This window comes from Nocardia barduliensis, from assembly GCF_013315795.1.
GTDB lineage: Bacteria > Actinomycetota > Actinomycetes > Mycobacteriales > Mycobacteriaceae > Nocardia > Nocardia barduliensis.
In genome coordinates this window covers 25,634-40,031 of the sequence record NZ_JABLTE010000003.1, presented here as the reverse complement: position 1 = coordinate 40,031, position 14,398 = coordinate 25,634, and the positions used below count along the sequence as shown (strand labels likewise).

Sequence of the window (14,398 nt, the reverse complement as noted above, 5' to 3'; positions counted from 1 at the left end):
CCGGTCAACCGATACCGGTCTGGCTATGTTGCCAGGTCGGCCAGGCATAGGGCAGAGTGCCGCGTCCGGTACGGCTGCGTGGCCAATGCGCAGGGGGTAGGGCGAGTGGTCTTCGGCCAGTGTCGGCACCATAAAAAAGCTGGTGGTCACGGCTGACGAAGTACCACATGCCGTGTCTGCGCTCGTACTCGTCGCCGTATGCGATGAGTTGCTGCTCCCATCGCTCGCGGCCGCCCATTTCGCACCTACTGTAAACGGTACCGGTAGCGTGTGTTCGGTCCACGAGGTTGATGACGTGGGTCGTCACCTCCAGTATGTCCACCTCGGCATCGATGTGACGACTGAATGTACTTTTGAGCGCTTCACGGCCGGTGCGCCCAGCCCCTACCGGAACGTCGTCTACGAACAGTTCGACCAGGGCGTCCAGATCCCGCATGTTCACCGCCAACGCATAGCGTGACGCAAGTTGGCGTATCTGCTCGTATGCGAGGAGCTGTTCGATTTCCGTCATCTCGCATGGTGCGGGCCGCCGCCGGGCCGGACTTCTCGCGAAGTGCGCCGACTCCGCCGGCCCATCGCTCGAGAATTCTCGCGGAGCGGACTGCTCGATCTCGCTCGCCGGAATTTCTTGTTCTTCACGCCCGTCGGCGCCGCGTTTGCTGTCCATTGATCCGGGCCTCCTGGGAGTCGGCGTTTCGGGCACGCTCGTCAGGTGATCGTGTGTCCGCCGTCTACCGCGATGTGTTGTCCGGTCACGAAACGCGAGGCATCCGAAAGGAGGTACTGCACGATTCCCAACGCATCGGACGCGTGAGCCGCGCCTTTGATCGCTTGACGTGCTTTCAGCCACTCGGGCGGTTCTCCATCGGAAGCCATCGTGTGCGTCATCTCGGTAGGGAAGAACCCTGGAGCGAACGCATTGACGCGTACGTTGTACCTGCCCCACTGGGCCGCGAGCTCGCGCGTGAGGTGTGCCAGACCCGCCTTTGCCGCACAGTAGGCGGCCTGCGGTATCACGCTGCCCATTGTCGAGATGGCCGCGATCGACGTGACATTGACGATTGATCCACCGCCCGCTTCTCGCATCGAGGGAAGACACCGTTTCGCAAGGTCGAAGGGGGCCACAAGGTCGACCTCCAATACTTCGCGAAATTCCTCGGTAGTCTGCCGAGTGGCCGGAACTCCACTACCGCTGATCGCCGCGTTGTTGACGAGGCAGTCGATACGGCCGAACGCTGTGAGGGTTTCGGCGATAAGGTTCGCGCGATCAGCTTCGACGGCTACGTCGCAACGAACGGTGATCGCCTTGTCCATGCCTTCGGCGACTTCTCGCAGGCGATCTTCGCGGCGAGCCGCAAGTGCGACGAGCGCACCCGCGTCGGCCAAACCTTGCGCAAGCATCCGCCCGATCCCCGAACTCGCCCCGGTGACGACAACTACTCTGCCGCTCACGTCGAACAGGTTCATCGGCACACTCGCTCGCGGGATCGGTGACCTAGTGGGACCGCCCGCGCGACGCGGAGGGAAGGTGAAACGGCTGACCAGTGGGTGGGACACCCCACGAACAAGGACTGTGAGATCACCTCCGGAAGGTAACACTGAAAGTAAGATTATCTATCCGATTCGGTTCGGAACGCGGTTCCTTGGACAAGTGTTGAAGTTCGACCTACGTTGTGATCTACATCTCTCCTCGCACTGTCGCGTAACCATTAAGGATTCCGACGTGGACATACCTCAGTCCGCCACGCTCGAACAGAACGTGGACGAAGCAGACCGGCGGTTTTTTCAACCCGACATCGAAACGATGCCACGTGATCGGCTGGCGGCTTTGCAGGAGCGCCGTCTGCTGGAGTTGCTGCCGACGGCGTACGAGAAATCGCCCTTCTACCGCGAACTCTGGTCATCGGCCGGCGTCGATCCGAGTCACATACGGTCGATCGATGACTTCACCAGACTCATCCCGACCTTCACGAAGGACGATATACGCGCCTACCGTGAGCGCACCGGAGATCCGTTCGGCGGACTTCTGCAGGTGCCGACCAGCGAACTCACCTCGATTACATCGACCTCGGGCACATCCGGCGCGCCGGAACTGATCCCTGACGTCTGGAAGAATTCGCCGCCGTTGCCGACCTGCTCCACTCGAGATCTGTGGGAGATCGGTGTCCGCCCGGGAGATCTCGTGATCGTACCTGCGGGCACCATGCGAGGCTTCTACGACAAGTTCTATCAGGAGATGGGATTGGTCCCGGTCTACATCGACACTTGGGTCGGACAAGGAGAACAAATCCTCGCGACTCTGCGGCGTTTCCGCCCGAGTTACGTGAACCTGATGTTGCCAACGTTCGTAGAGCTGGAGAAACTGGCGGCGACACACGACATCAAGGAAGCATTCTCGTCGGTGAAAGGCGTGGCATTCGCCGGCCAGCCGCTCGGGGCCGCGCTTGCCACGAAAGTCCGGGAGGAGTGGGGTATCGAGCTGTTCACATACGCTAGTGCCGGAGATACCGGAACCGCCTGGGAATGTCGCGAGCACAACGGTTATCACCTCTGGGAGGACTTGGTTTTCGCCGAGACGCTGGAGACCGACAGTCTCCGGCCCGTCGCTGCTGGAACGGTGGGCGAGCTGGTCGCTACCGATCTGGACAATCGGGCCGCTCCACTGATCCGCTATCGCAGTGGGGACCTCGTGCGGATCGAGCGCGAGACGTGCGCGTGCGGTCGTACCCATGCGCGCCAGTGGATCGTCGCCCGTACGGGTGACGAGACGGTCGTGGAGGGAAAACCGGTCGTGCTCAGCGAGGTGTGGGCAGCTATCGAGTCACAGGAGGAGACCGACGCCGGCCTGTTCCAGATCATCCGCGAGTCGCGGATGGTCGACCGCTTGCGCCTGCGCGTGGGCTATCAATCCGCCACACCGGTGGACCTGAACGAGCTCGCCGGTCGTTTGCGGGAGGCAGTCGTCGCGCGGGTGGGCGTCTCTCCGGAGATCGAACTCGTTCCGGTCGACGACTTGCTGGCCGCGAGTACGAGCACAGCGAAGTTCCCGAGGATGGTGAAGGCATGAGCCGGGAGTCGATGACAGCCACGATGACGGGACGGCATCCGTCGCTCGCCGGTATAGGACAGTTCACCCGGGGGCACGACCCCGTCTTCTTCGAGATCGGATGGCCAGAGTTCGAGCGCGACAGCGCCTGGGCTCGTCGACTGCTGGACATATGGAAGATCGCAAACGGTGACCACGTGCTGGTGACCGGCCGAAATTGCGAAGGACCATGGCTCGGTCCGGTGTTCGAGGCACTCCGCCAGGCGGGGATCATCTACGGTACTGCCGAGCCCTATTCCTGGGATGTTCGGCGCAGTGTGACGATGCTGCATCTGCTGCCGGTGAAAGCGATTGTCGGACTGTCGGATGAATCAGCCGATGCTCTACTGGCCGATGCTGACGCTGTGCGCCTGCTTGCCGATGTCCCGGTGATCTGGGCGCGACCAAAAGCCGTCTCCGCTCTGCGCAGCGCCGGGGTCGAGTGTGCGGCGATGGCTATGCTCGGACCCGCGTTGGCGGCTGAATGCCCGGCCCGCGACGGGCTTCATTTCGACCCGGAAGAGTGGCGATTCGCCGAGAGTTCGACCGGACTCGTGCTCACCGTCGTCGGTAATCGCCTCTACCACCGAGAACAGATCGAACTCGGCGTCCACGGTGGAGTCGTGGAAACGCCTTGCGGGTGCGGTCTCGCGGGCGCCCGCATTCGACTCGCATAGTTCGGGGTTCGAGTGCGCCTTCCGCCGCCGTATGCACTGGCAGCCTATGCGCAATTCCTAGCCGATACCGGTCCGGTTCCGGCAGCTCACATGGGCTGGTTACCCGCGCCGATCTGGAGGGTGGTACCCGTGGTGAGCCGTGCGTCGTCGGACAGGTAGGCGACCGTCGCGGCGACATCTTCGGGTTCCTGCATGCCCCGGGGCAGGGCGGTGGTAGCGCGGCGTACCGTGGCAAAGGACCAGTCGCCACCACGGGCGGATGGGCTCGCGCATCTTCTTCGGGCTGACCGAGGGCTGGTACGTGCCGGGAACGCGCGCGCCGACCCTGGGGGACCCCGCTACGGTCATGGCGACCGTGTCGCACGGGTTTCCGCATTCGAGGAGGATCGTTGGCTGAAGCGTCGGAGCCTGTGGCCGAACGGGTGGACACCCGGATCCTGCGTACCCGCGAGAGTTTGCGTGCCGCGGTCCTGGAGCTCGCGGCGGACCGGGACTGGTCGGAGATTTCGATCACCGATCTGACACGCCACGCGGGGGTCAGTCGGCCCACGTTCTATCTGCATTACGCCTCGCTGGACGAACTCGCCGCGGACGCGCTGATCGAACGCATGCGGGAGTTGACCGGTCCTGAGCACGACGTCACGGCCGGCGCGGCAGGGGTGCCGGACTGGCTGGTGAAGTTCCTGGCCGAGCTCAATGCCGACCGCGCGGTGTACCGTCGGCTGCTCGGCGCGCGAAGTGTCGCGGGTATCGCTCGTGAGATGGTGGCCGAACGGCTGGTCGAGCGGGTCTTGCTGTCACGCGGCGAGGCGGTGACCGGCGCGGAGGAATTCGCTCAGTTCCTGGCGGGCGGGATCCTCGGCTTCCTCGCCTATTGGTTGAGGTCGGTTGAGGTCGAGTCGGCGGAAATGGTGCGCGAGGCGGCGGAGCGACTTTGGGAGCTGATCCGGCGCCTGTCCGCTTGACCCGAGCGCGGGTGCGGCGCGCAGTTCGCGATCACGTTCTTCGCCCCGCGCCCGGCGGGTCGGCGTCAGGACAGGACGTCGACGAGCGTGGCTTCGGAATCGCCCACCATGTACTTGGCGACACCTTCCAGATGCCGGCGCCAGTACTTCTGGGCTGCTGGGACATCGTTGTCACGAAGCAGCTTGGCCAGTCTCGTCCAAGCGCGCTGCGCGTGACGTGCTGCCTCAGGGCCTTCGCGACCGGCTTCATGCTCGGCGATGAAGACCACGTTGTGGACTTCGATGATCTTGTACAAGATTTCGGCCATGACACTGAGTGTGGTGTTCTCGGCCAGGTCCACCAACGCCTGATGGAGCTCTACATCGTGCTGTGCGAAGGCTTCGTCGTCGTCCATGAGTTCGGCGCCTGCGCGAATCATCTTGTCGAGTCGATCGAGTCCTGCCGCGAGTGCTTTGGCCCGCTTGGTGCCCAGCATTCCGACCGCGGCGACTTCGAGCTCCGTGCGAGCGCGATACACGTCGGTCAGCGGTGTTCCCTTGTACTGCAAGAGGAGTCCGGTGTAGCGGGCGGCGACGGCGTCGTCGAGCTCGAGGACTCGTGCTCCGCCGCGTGCTCCGCGCAGCACGGTGATCAGGGATTCCGACTCCAGGATGCGGAATCCTTCGCGCAGCGTGGGCCGCGAGACGCCGAAATGCTCCATGAGGGCCGTCTCGCTGGGCAGCGGTTCCCCCGCGGACAGCTGCCCGGTGATGATGCGGCGGCGAAGGTCGGCGGCGACCAGTTCCCCCGCCTTCGGAACCCTCACTACATTCGACTTGGCCAGTTTCGCCACGAGGCCTCGCTCATCCTGTCTGTACTGTGCAACGAGATCGCGTCCGCCGGGTGGCCGAAGCCATGAGACCTTTGAACCCAATCAGTCTAAGTGTTTCAATGAAGGTACAGTAACCGCGTTCGCGACTTCGAATGCAGGCATCCGCGGAAGATCGTGTGCGGTTGACAGGGGCGGACGCAGATGTCCCCGACATTGCCTCGAGCAGCCCGGGCTCCGGGATGCGAGCCTGCCTACCTCGATGTAGGCGGCGCCTGGTTGATCGTGGTGAAGTACTGCACCGCAGCCACCCTCACAAGCGGCGCCACCTCGGTATCCTATTCGGATTCCGGGCTGTCGGGCGTGGCGAGTACGACGTCGGCACTACGCGCGAACATCTTCCGGACCAGGGCGCTGAGCCCACTCGGAGACTTCGACTTGTCCCAGAATCGCAGAGCGGTGCTGAGGCAGGTGACGGCGAGGGAAGCGACGAGCACATCGTCGCTGGAGGGTTCGCCGCGTCCCTGCTCGGCCGCGAGAGCGCGCGCGATGTCGCGTTCCCAGCGCAGGCGCGTTCGCAGGCTGCGCGGTTCGAGTTGTCGGTTCGTCATGACCATATGGGTGAGGCGGAAGATCCGCTCGTCCTCGAGATCGCCGGCGAAAGCCGCCACCGGCTCGGCGAGGGCGGCCAGAGACACCGAGCGATCGGCTCGTTCGCGAACCCGGTCGACCATGGCGGCCGCGGATTGATCCTCGTCCGCGAACAGCACGTCTTCCTTGGTCGGGAAGTGCCGGAAATAGGTCGCGATCGAGACGCCGGCCGCTTTCGCGATCTGCTCGGTTGTCGTGGTGTCGTAGCCCTGCTGCTCGAACAGTGTCATCGCGGCCGTGGCAATGTCCTCGCGGGTGCGCAGACGGTTTCGCTCTCGTAGGGTGCTCACGGCTGCTCCTCGTACTCGCGATAGTGACTCTCGAAATGAGAATCTTAGTCGAATTCGCGCGAGGCTGGGTTCGGTGATCGGGACAGCACGTCGACCACCGTCGCCGCCGAGTTGCCCACCATGTACGTCGCGACGCCCTCCAGGTGGCGTCGCCAGTGGGCTTGCGCATCGGCGACGGCGGCATCCCTGAGCAGCTCCACCAGCTTGGTCCAGGCCAGCTGTGCCACCCGATTCGCGGGGACTTCGTGACCGGAGTCGTGCTCGGCGATGAAGACGACGTTGTGCGCCGAAATGATCTTGAACAGCATCTCGGCGAGGACGTGGAGCGTGGTGTTGCCGGTGAGCTCGACCAGCGTTCGATGTAGTCGAACGTCGTGTCGTGCGAACACCTGGACGTCATCGATGAGGTCCGCGCCTTCGTGCACCAGGTGGTCGAGGTGGTCGAGGCCTGCCATGAACGCGCGGCCTTCGCCGCTGCCGAGCAAGCCGACCGAGGCCACCTCCAGTTCGGTGCGGGCGCGATAGACATCGGTGAGAAGGGTTCCCCTGTACTGCAGAAGAAGCCCGGTGTAGCGCGCCGCGACCGCGTCGTCGGGCGCGAGCACCCTGGCGCCGCCGTGCGCGCCCCGCAGTACCGTGATCAGGGACTCCGATTCGAGGATGCGAAAAGCCTCGCGAAGTGTCGGGCGCGAGACGCCGAAGTGCTCCATCAGCGCGGCTTCGTTGGGCAACGGGTCTCCTACGGACAACTGGCCGGTGATTATCCGGGAGCGCAGGTCGGCCGCAACCAGTTCTCCGGCCTTCGGGACCTTGACAGTGTTCGGCTTGGCCATTCTGGTCACGAAGCCCTCGCTCGTCTCGTAGGTGTCATGCCGCCGACCGTCGTTGCTCGTGCTTAATGAGTTAGACTGTTGAACTAATATAACTGTTGAATCTCACTCTTGCCCCATAGGAGTTGCAGCATGCGCCGGACCATCTTCGAACCTGAGCACGACCAGTTCCGCGCCACCGCCAGGTCGTTCTTCGAGAAGGAATGCGCGCCCCATACCGAGGAGTGGGAAGCGCGAGGCTACGTCGATCGCGACGTGTGGCTGAAGGCGGGCGAGCTCGGGCTGCTCGGTTGGGAGATGCCCGAGGAGTACGGCGGAGCGGATACCAAGGACTTCCGTTTCAACGCCATCCTGAACGAAGAATTTCATGCCACCGGAACGGTGGGGATCGGGCTCGGCGTCCAGAACGACATCCTGGCCGGATACTTCCGCGATCTGACCACTGAAGAGCAGAAGAAGCGCTGGCTCCCCAAGTACGTTTCAGGTGAGTACATCACCGCGATCGCCATGTCCGAACCGGGTGCGGGCTCGGATCTGGCGAACATCAAGACCGCCGCGCGCAAGGACGGCGACTCCTACATTCTCAACGGCTCGAAGACCTTCATCTCCAATGGTCTGCTGGCCGACCTCGTCGTAGTGGTGTGCCGGACCGACTCCGATGCGGAAAAGCCGCACAAGGGGCTCAGCCTGCTGGTCGTCGAGACCGGAATGGAGGGCTTCAGCCGAGGCCGGAAGCTGGACAAGATCGGCCAGCGCTCCGCCGACACCGCCGAACTGATCTTCGAGGATGTCCGGGTGCCCGCCGAGAATCTCATCGGCGAGGAGAACCGAGGCTTTTACCACCTCATGAACAATCTCCCCGCGGAACGGCTCGGCATCGCCATCCACGCGGTGGCGCAGGCCCGACGTGCGCTCGAACTGACCATCGGGTACGCGCACGAGCGGGTCGCCTTCGGAACCCCGATCGGGAACTTCCAGGTCAACAAGCACGCCATCGCGCAGATGAAGACCGAGGTCGACGTCATGCAGACCTATATCGATCAGTGCATCCTCGCGGTCAACAGTGGTGAGCTGAGCGCTGACGAGGCGGCGGGCGCCAAATGGTGGGCGACCGAGACGCAGTGGAAGATCATCGACCGGTGCCTGCAGTTGCACGGCGGATACGGCTACATGAACGAATACGAGATCGCCCGGCTGTGGCGAGATGCGCGGGTGCAGCGCATCTACGGCGGTACCAACGAGATCATGCTCGACATCGTGGGCAAGGGCTTGGGCTTCTGAGTGGACATCCGGGCGCGCCGACGCCGGCGCGCCCGGATGGTGTTCGGTTCCGTCGAGTCGGCCGGGCGTCCGCCATCTTCCCCATGCGCTTTCCGTCCTCCAGTGGAGTCCGTCGGGTGGTGCCGCACCTCTCCATTAATTAGTTAATCTATTATACTTATTGTAGGTATCAAGGTGGTGCTCCCACGCCCGAGGAGGCTCGATGGTTCTGTCGTTCACTGATGAGCAACTGGAGTTGCGCACGGTCGTACGAAAATTTCTGACGTCTCGGTCCTCCGAGGCGCAGGTCCGGGCGCAGATGGAGACAGCAGAGGGCTTCGATCGTCAGGTGTGGCGCGAACTCGCCGAGCAGATCGGGGTTCAAGCGCTGGCGATCCCGGAGGAGTACGGAGGCGCCGGTTTCGGCTTCGGCGAACTCGCCGTGGTGCTCGAGGAGGCGGGTCGCTCGCTGCTGTGCGCTCCGCTGTTCTCCACAGTCGTCCTCGCCGCGAACACCCTGTTGCTGTCCGGCGACAAGGAGGCATGCTCGAAATACCTCCCTGGCATCGCGGCCGGGGAGACGATCGCCACCCTCGCGGTCATCGAGGACAGCGGAGCATGGCACGAGGAGCGGATCTCGACCTCGGCGGTCGCGACCGCCGAGGGCTGGCGTCTCGACGGCGTCAAACGCTACGTGCTCGACGGCGCCGCCGCCGATCTGGTGATCGTGGTGGCGCGCGGCCCCGAGGGAACATCACTGTTCCTGGTCGAACCCGGTGCGCCGGGGCTGGACATCCAAGAGGTTCCCACGCTCGATCGCACGCGCAGGCAGGCTACGATCACCCTGCGCGACACCCCGGCCACACTGCTCGGCGAGGCGGGTTCGGGGTGGACTGTCGTGTCCGGCGTACTCGATATCGGTGCCGCCGCGCTGGCGTGTGAACAGGTCGGCGGCGCGGGACAGGTCCTCGACGCCACTGTCGACTACCTCAAGGTGCGTGAACAGTTCGGCAAGCCTATCGGGTCGTTCCAGGCCATCAAGCACCGTTGCGCCGACATGCTGGTGGAACTGGAATCCGCGCGCTCAGCCGCCTACTACGCCAGTTACGCGGCCGCGACCGGCGCGTCCGATCTGCCTGTCGCGGCCTCCACCGCGAAGGTCTACTGCTCGAAGGCCTTCTATCACATCGCCGCCGAGGGTATTCAGCTCCACGGCGGCATCGGGTTCACCTGGGAGCATCCGGCGCACCTGTACTTCAAGCGCGCGAAGGGTTCGGAGATTCTGCTCGGCACCCCGTCCCACCATCGCGAAGTCCTCGCACAGCGCATCGGTTTGTGAACACGGAAGGGGAACGCATATGACTCGTGCGGCAGTACTGGTGACGGGTGCCTCCCGCGGCATCGGACTCGGCATCGCCGAACGCCTGGCGGCACAGGGAACGAGCCTGACCATCGCGGCCCGTCGTGCCGACGCACTGGAGGCGGTGGCCGTACGGTTACGCGAACTCGGCGCGCCGAGGGTGGTCGCGGTCGCCGCGGACATCGCTGAACCGGAACAAGTGGAGACTGTGGTCGCCGCTCACGAGCAGGCCTACGAGACCATGGGCGCGCTGATCCTCAACGCGGGAGTCGGCAGCGCGGGCCCGGTCGCGCAGTATCCGCTGCGGCGCTTCGACAAGACCGTCGCGATCAACCTGCGCGCGCCGCTGCAACTGCTGCAACTGGCTCTTCCCGCACTGCGCAAGGCCGCCGCACAGGATCCGGCGCGTGGGGCCAGGATCGTCGCGCTGGCCTCGCTCACCGGTGTTTTCGCCGAACCCGGTCTCGCGGTCTACGGCGCGACCAAGGCGGCCTTGATCTCGATGATTCGCACGCTCAACACCGAGGAGTCCGGAAACGGTATCGCCGCCACCACCATTTCCCCCGGCTACGTGGATACCGACATGAGCGCGTGGATCCGGGACCGGATCGCACCGGAGGAGATGATCTCGGTCACCGATGTCGTCGAGTTGGTGGACGCGCTGCTGCGCCTGTCCGCGCGCGCCGTAGTGCCCGACATCGTGGTCTCACGCGCGGGCACCTCGGGCTATATCGCCTGACCGGTGCAGCACACGCTGCCGCGCCGGCACTTCGGGGGCGGCAGCGTGGCAGCTCAGGCGTCGAATACCGCGCGCACGGCCGCGCATAGTGCGGCCAAGTAGTCGCGGGAGACCCCCGCCTTGGGAAGTATCTCGTCGAAGCCGTGGAAGGCGCCCGGCACCTCGAGCACCTCACACGGCACGCCGGCCTCGCGCAGGCGTTCGGCGTAGGCGAGATCCTCGGTGTGGAACAGGTCGAGGGTGCCGACGCCGATCCAAGCGGGAGCGAGTCCCGTGAGGTCCTCGCGGCGAGCGGGCACCGCGACAGTCGGATCGGCGTCGCCGAGATAGGCCTTCCAGCCGAATCGGTTACACGTGACACTCCACAGCCGGAAATCGCTGTTGCGGAGGTCGTCACCGATGGAGCGGTCATCGAGCATCGGATATGACAGTACTTGTAGCACCGGCTGTACGCCGCCGCGATCACGAGCGGCGAAAGCCAGCGCGGCCGTCAGTCCGCCACCCGCGCTGGACCCCGCGACAACTATGCGATCCGCATCGACGTCGGGCTGGTCTCCCAGCCATTGCAGCGCGGCGTAGCAGTCGTTCAGGGCGGCCGGGTATGGATTTTCGGGCGCGAGGCGGTAGTCCACGGCCGCGACGACAGCACCGAGTTCGGTGGCGAGATGACGGCACAATGTGTCGTTCTGTCGTGCGGCGCCCATGACATAGCCGCCACCGTGCACCCACAGCAACCCTGGTCTCGGTGACGGACCGGGCTCGGGCCGGTGCACTCGGACCGGAACGTCACCCGTCACTCGAACCACCTCGGTGTCGCGGTCTCCGGTGAAGGAGATGAGACGCCGCACCAGCGGCAACAACGCCGGGCTGAACGTGCGATCCGGCAGTACGGTGGCGGCCAGTCGCAGATCGGGGTGGAAGTGCGACGGATTCACTCGGGAGCGGAGTGCGGCTCTCGAGGCTGCCGTGCGTCCCGGCGCTCTTGGTGCGGTCATGTTGGTAGGTCCTATCTTGTCGGAGCAGGTCGGTGATGAGTCGAGGCGTGATGGGCGAAGGTGGTCCAGACTTCTGCCTCCTTCACTGCTCTGGCTCCCGCGCTGACAGGGCTCTTTATTCCGCACTTTATAGAGTGATCATTCAACTAGACCATTCGTAAGCGAGCGGATTCCCAGATGCGTGCCTCTACGATCATCGATGAACGTGGGTCGCAACGTCCCTAACAATCGCCCGGTAGGGGAGGGATGCTGGATCGGCTGCGGCGTGTCGGGACGTGCTGGAAATCTTCCGACGATGGTCGCCACGCCGTGGTTCAGCTCGGTTCGTCGCTGATGAGGTGCTTTCGCAATTTGCCGGTCGGGGTTCGGGGAAGCTGCTCGGTGAACCGAATCTCGCGTGGCATTTTGTACCGCGCCAACCGGGTGCGGCAGTGCTCGAGTAGCTCGTCGACTTCGACGGCCCCGCTCTCGGTCGGCTGGATCACCGCCACCGCCCGGCGGCCGAGGTCCGGATCGGGCAATCCGATCACGGCCACATCCAGTACGGCGGGATGCAGGATCAGCACGTCCTCGATCTCCCGAGGATAGATGTTCACCCCGCCGCTGATGATCAGATCGGTTCTGCGGTCGGAGAGGAAAAGATAGCCGTCTTCGTCCAGATAACCCAGGTCGCCCACGGTGGCGCGACCGCTGCTGTCCACCACCGCCGCGGACCGGCCGGGATCGCCGCGATATCGGAAGCTCGTTCCGCCGTCGAACCACACGGTGCCGATCTCGCCGGTGGGCAGTTCACGTCCGTCGTCGTCCAGGATCAGGGGGCGTCCGAGCAGGGGTCGTCCGACGGACCCCGGTTTGCGCAACCATTCCTCGGAGAAGATGGCCGTGGCGCCCATACCTTCGGTACTGGAATAGAACTCGAACAGGATAGGGCCCCACCACTCGATCATCGCGCGTTTGACCTCGACCGGGCACGGAGCGGCGCTGTGGACCGCCATCCGCAGCGAGGACAGGTCATACCGATCGCGAATTTCCGGCGGCAGTTTCAGCATCCGCACGAACATCGTCGGGACCCACTGCGAATGCGTGACGCGATGGCGTTCGATCACGCTCAGCGCGCGCTCGGCGTCGAATCGTTCCAGCACCACGACGGTGCCGCCGCTGCGATGCACGCCCATACTCCAGCCAAGGGGTGCGGCGTGATAAAGCGGCGCGGGACACAGGTACACGTCGCCGGCCTGGAAGCCGAGAAGTTCCCGTAGCCAGCGGCCAGGAGGGTCCGGATAGGACCCCAAGGGTCCTCCCGGCAATGGGCGCTGTATTCCTTTGGGTCGACCCGTCGTCCCGGAGGAGTAGAGCAGGAAATCCCCTTCGCGCTGATCCGGGATCGGGTTCGTGGGGAACTCGCCGAGCACGGCGTCGAGTTCTTCCCAGCCGCTTCGCTCGCCGAAGGGGTCGACCACGAAGCGGTGTGGCACCTCGGGTGCGGCGGCGTCCGCGATATCGAGCAGGGCCGCGGAGGTGAACAGCGCCGACGCGCCGCTGTCGCGCAGGATGTATTCGGTCTCGGGTGCGGTGAGATGGGAATTGACGCCGACGTAGTAGAGGCCGGCGCGTTGTGCCGCCCAAGAGATGACCAGGAAGTCGGCCCGGTTCTCCATCAGCAGCGCGATTGTCGAGCCCGACATCAGGCCACGGGCGCGAAACAGGTGAGCGATCGCGTTCGACCTCGACTCGAGCTCACCGAAACTCACTCGCACACCCGAGGGTTCGATGATCAGGGCGTCCCGATCCGCCCAATCCGGTGGAAACAGCGCGTCGTCGGTCACGGCTGATCTTTTCGGCTCGGCCTCGGCTTTCCCGCGGTTCGCCAGTCCTCCACGTCCTCACCGGGTTTGGCGGCCGGGAATTTGTCGTCATGCAGCGCCGACCAATGCGCGTGGTTGAGTTGGTGCAAGGTGAAGCCGTGCCGCAGCGAGTTGGAGAATCCCATGTGATCGGTCGCGTCGTTGACGAGATCCTTGACGATCAGATTCGACATGGTGGGCCTGGCGGCGATCCGCCGGGCGAAGGCGAGCGTCCGCTCGGCGAGTTCGGCGCGGGGAAACACCTTGTTCACCATGCCGAGCCGGTAGCCTTCCTCGGCATCGATCGAGTCGCCGGTCAGGAGCAGCTCTTTGGCTTTTCGCGGCCCGAACTCCCAGGGATGCGCCACGTACTCCACACTGCCCATGCCCAGGCGAGTGCCGACGACGTCAGCGAAGATCGTGTCGTCGGCGGCCGCGACGAGGTCACATGCCCACATCAACATCAAACCCGCGGAGATGACGTTGCCCTGTACCTGGGCGATGGTGATCTTACGTAGATTGCGCCAGCGCAACGTGTTGTCGAAGTAGTAGTGCCATTCCTGGCGCATCCGCTGTTCGACCACGCCCGGCCGGGTGCCGCCGTGGATCCGCATGGTCGAATGCTGGTTCGGGCCCGGTTCGATCTCCTCTCCGGCGATCGCCGATCCCATGTCGTGGCCTGCGGAGAAACTACGTCCCGCTGCCGCGAGAATGATCACCCGGACGGTGTCGTCCGCCTCGGCCTCGAGGAACGCCGCGTCGAGTTCGATCAACATGCCGCGGTTCTGCGCGTTGTGGACCTCTGGTCGGTTCAACGTGATGCGCGCGATCGTTCCGTTGTCGAGCTTTTCGTAGTCGACGTAGTCGGCCATAGTTCCTCATCCGCGTCGTCG

15 protein-coding genes are annotated in these 14,398 nt (G+C 64.4%); 6 read left to right on the top strand and 9 right to left on the bottom strand.

Annotated elements, in window-relative coordinates; translation table 11 throughout:
- Window positions 1-4: 4 nt before the first annotated feature.
- Together HOV91_RS02365 and HOV91_RS02360 are read right to left on the bottom strand one after the other, a co-directional pair.
- A complete protein-coding gene (locus HOV91_RS02365) occupies window positions 5-667 on the bottom strand; it encodes a nuclear transport factor 2 family protein (protein ID WP_217439310.1) in 663 nt (220 codons plus the stop codon).
- 41 nt (window positions 668-708) lie between these two features.
- On the bottom strand, window positions 709-1,467 hold the full coding sequence (locus tag HOV91_RS02360) for an SDR family NAD(P)-dependent oxidoreductase (protein WP_174183755.1): 759 nt from the start codon (window positions 1,465-1,467) through the stop codon (window positions 709-711).
- Window positions 1,468-1,651: 184 nt separating this feature from the next.
- Here HOV91_RS02360 and HOV91_RS02355 point away from each other — a divergent pair, with 184 nt between their 5' ends.
- A complete protein-coding gene (locus HOV91_RS02355; RefSeq protein ID WP_312884435.1) occupies window positions 1,652-3,067 on the top strand; it encodes a phenylacetate--CoA ligase family protein in 1,416 nt (471 codons plus the stop codon).
- Window positions 3,064-3,762 carry a hypothetical protein gene (locus HOV91_RS02350; protein ID WP_174183754.1) on the top strand — a complete coding sequence of 233 codons (699 nt, stop codon included), beginning with the start codon at window positions 3,064-3,066 and terminating at the stop codon, window positions 3,760-3,762. The genes HOV91_RS02355 and HOV91_RS02350 overlap by 4 nt, the downstream gene beginning before the upstream one ends.
- A gap of 86 nt (window positions 3,763-3,848) precedes the next feature.
- Here HOV91_RS02350 and HOV91_RS39395 read toward each other — a convergent pair whose 3' ends face one another.
- On the bottom strand, window positions 3,849-3,956 hold the full coding sequence (locus tag HOV91_RS39395; protein WP_217439308.1) for an SDR family oxidoreductase: 108 nt from the start codon (window positions 3,954-3,956) through the stop codon (window positions 3,849-3,851).
- 195 nt (window positions 3,957-4,151) lie between these two features.
- On the opposite strand from HOV91_RS39395, the gene HOV91_RS02345 reads away from it, so the two are divergent.
- Window positions 4,152-4,727, top strand: a complete 576-nt coding sequence (locus HOV91_RS02345; RefSeq protein WP_174183753.1) for a TetR/AcrR family transcriptional regulator — start codon at window positions 4,152-4,154, stop codon at window positions 4,725-4,727.
- 65 nt (window positions 4,728-4,792) lie between these two features.
- On the opposite strand, the gene HOV91_RS02340 is transcribed toward HOV91_RS02345, so the two are convergent.
- From HOV91_RS02340 to HOV91_RS02330, 3 genes are all read right to left on the bottom strand, one after another.
- Window positions 4,793-5,533 carry a FadR/GntR family transcriptional regulator gene (locus HOV91_RS02340; RefSeq protein ID WP_312884434.1) on the bottom strand — a complete coding sequence of 247 codons (741 nt, stop codon included), beginning with the start codon at window positions 5,531-5,533 and terminating at the stop codon, window positions 4,793-4,795.
- A 341-nt stretch (window positions 5,534-5,874) separates the two neighbouring features.
- Window positions 5,875-6,477 carry a TetR/AcrR family transcriptional regulator gene (locus HOV91_RS02335; protein ID WP_174183751.1) on the bottom strand — a complete coding sequence of 201 codons (603 nt, stop codon included), beginning with the start codon at window positions 6,475-6,477 and terminating at the stop codon, window positions 5,875-5,877.
- A gap of 44 nt (window positions 6,478-6,521) precedes the next feature.
- Complete coding sequence (locus HOV91_RS02330) at window positions 6,522-7,310, bottom strand: FadR/GntR family transcriptional regulator (RefSeq protein WP_174183856.1); 789 nt, start codon at window positions 7,308-7,310, stop codon at window positions 6,522-6,524.
- 129 nt (window positions 7,311-7,439) lie between these two features.
- Between HOV91_RS02330 and HOV91_RS02325 the strand changes: the two genes are divergently transcribed.
- The 3 genes from HOV91_RS02325 (at window position 7,440) to HOV91_RS02315 (ending at window position 10,666) form a co-directional block, all read left to right on the top strand.
- Window positions 7,440-8,588, top strand: coding sequence for an acyl-CoA dehydrogenase family protein (locus tag HOV91_RS02325; RefSeq protein WP_174183750.1), 1,149 nt, complete (start codon window positions 7,440-7,442; stop codon window positions 8,586-8,588).
- A gap of 202 nt (window positions 8,589-8,790) precedes the next feature.
- A complete protein-coding gene (locus tag HOV91_RS02320; RefSeq protein WP_174183749.1) occupies window positions 8,791-9,906 on the top strand; it encodes an acyl-CoA dehydrogenase family protein in 1,116 nt (371 codons plus the stop codon).
- Window positions 9,907-9,925: 19 nt separating this feature from the next.
- Complete coding sequence (locus tag HOV91_RS02315) at window positions 9,926-10,666, top strand: SDR family NAD(P)-dependent oxidoreductase (protein ID WP_174183748.1); 741 nt, start codon at window positions 9,926-9,928, stop codon at window positions 10,664-10,666.
- Window positions 10,667-10,719: 53 nt separating this feature from the next.
- On the opposite strand, the gene HOV91_RS02310 is transcribed toward HOV91_RS02315, so the two are convergent.
- The 3 genes from HOV91_RS02310 to HOV91_RS02300 form a co-directional block, all read right to left on the bottom strand.
- Window positions 10,720-11,661 carry an alpha/beta hydrolase gene (locus tag HOV91_RS02310; RefSeq protein WP_174183747.1) on the bottom strand — a complete coding sequence of 314 codons (942 nt, stop codon included), beginning with the start codon at window positions 11,659-11,661 and terminating at the stop codon, window positions 10,720-10,722.
- Between the two features lie 314 nt (window positions 11,662-11,975).
- Window positions 11,976-13,487, bottom strand: coding sequence for an acyl-CoA synthetase (locus HOV91_RS02305; protein ID WP_312884433.1), 1,512 nt, complete (start codon window positions 13,485-13,487; stop codon window positions 11,976-11,978).
- Complete coding sequence (locus HOV91_RS02300) at window positions 13,484-14,377, bottom strand: enoyl-CoA hydratase (RefSeq protein ID WP_174183746.1); 894 nt, start codon at window positions 14,375-14,377, stop codon at window positions 13,484-13,486. The genes HOV91_RS02305 and HOV91_RS02300 overlap by 4 nt, the downstream gene beginning before the upstream one ends.
- Between the last annotated feature and the right edge of the window lie 21 nt (window positions 14,378-14,398).

Excerpts from the sequence above, each read along its gene's own strand:
- HOV91_RS02360 (WP_174183755.1), bottom strand. The coding sequence starts at position 1,467 with ATGAACCTGTTCGACGTGAGCGGCAGAGTAGTTGTCGTCACCGGGGCG.
- HOV91_RS02310 (WP_174183747.1), bottom strand. The coding sequence starts at position 11,661 with ATGACCGCACCAAGAGCGCCGGGACGCACGGCAGCCTCGAGAGCCGCA.
- HOV91_RS02325 (WP_174183750.1), top strand. The coding sequence starts at position 7,440 with ATGCGCCGGACCATCTTCGAACCTGAGCACGACCAGTTCCGCGCCACC.
- HOV91_RS02330 (WP_174183856.1), bottom strand. The coding sequence starts at position 7,310 with ATGGCCAAGCCGAACACTGTCAAGGTCCCGAAGGCCGGAGAACTGGTT.
- HOV91_RS02365 (WP_217439310.1), bottom strand. The coding sequence starts at position 667 with ATGGACAGCAAACGCGGCGCCGACGGGCGTGAAGAACAAGAAATTCCG.
- HOV91_RS02300 (WP_174183746.1), bottom strand. The coding sequence starts at position 14,377 with ATGGCCGACTACGTCGACTACGAAAAGCTCGACAACGGAACGATCGCG.
- HOV91_RS02320 (WP_174183749.1), top strand. The coding sequence starts at position 8,791 with ATGGTTCTGTCGTTCACTGATGAGCAACTGGAGTTGCGCACGGTCGTA.
- HOV91_RS39395 (WP_217439308.1), bottom strand. The coding sequence starts at position 3,956 with ATGCAGGAACCCGAAGATGTCGCCGCGACGGTCGCCTACCTGTCCGAC.
- HOV91_RS02315 (WP_174183748.1), top strand. The coding sequence starts at position 9,926 with ATGACTCGTGCGGCAGTACTGGTGACGGGTGCCTCCCGCGGCATCGGA.
- HOV91_RS02350 (WP_174183754.1), top strand. The coding sequence starts at position 3,064 with ATGAGCCGGGAGTCGATGACAGCCACGATGACGGGACGGCATCCGTCG.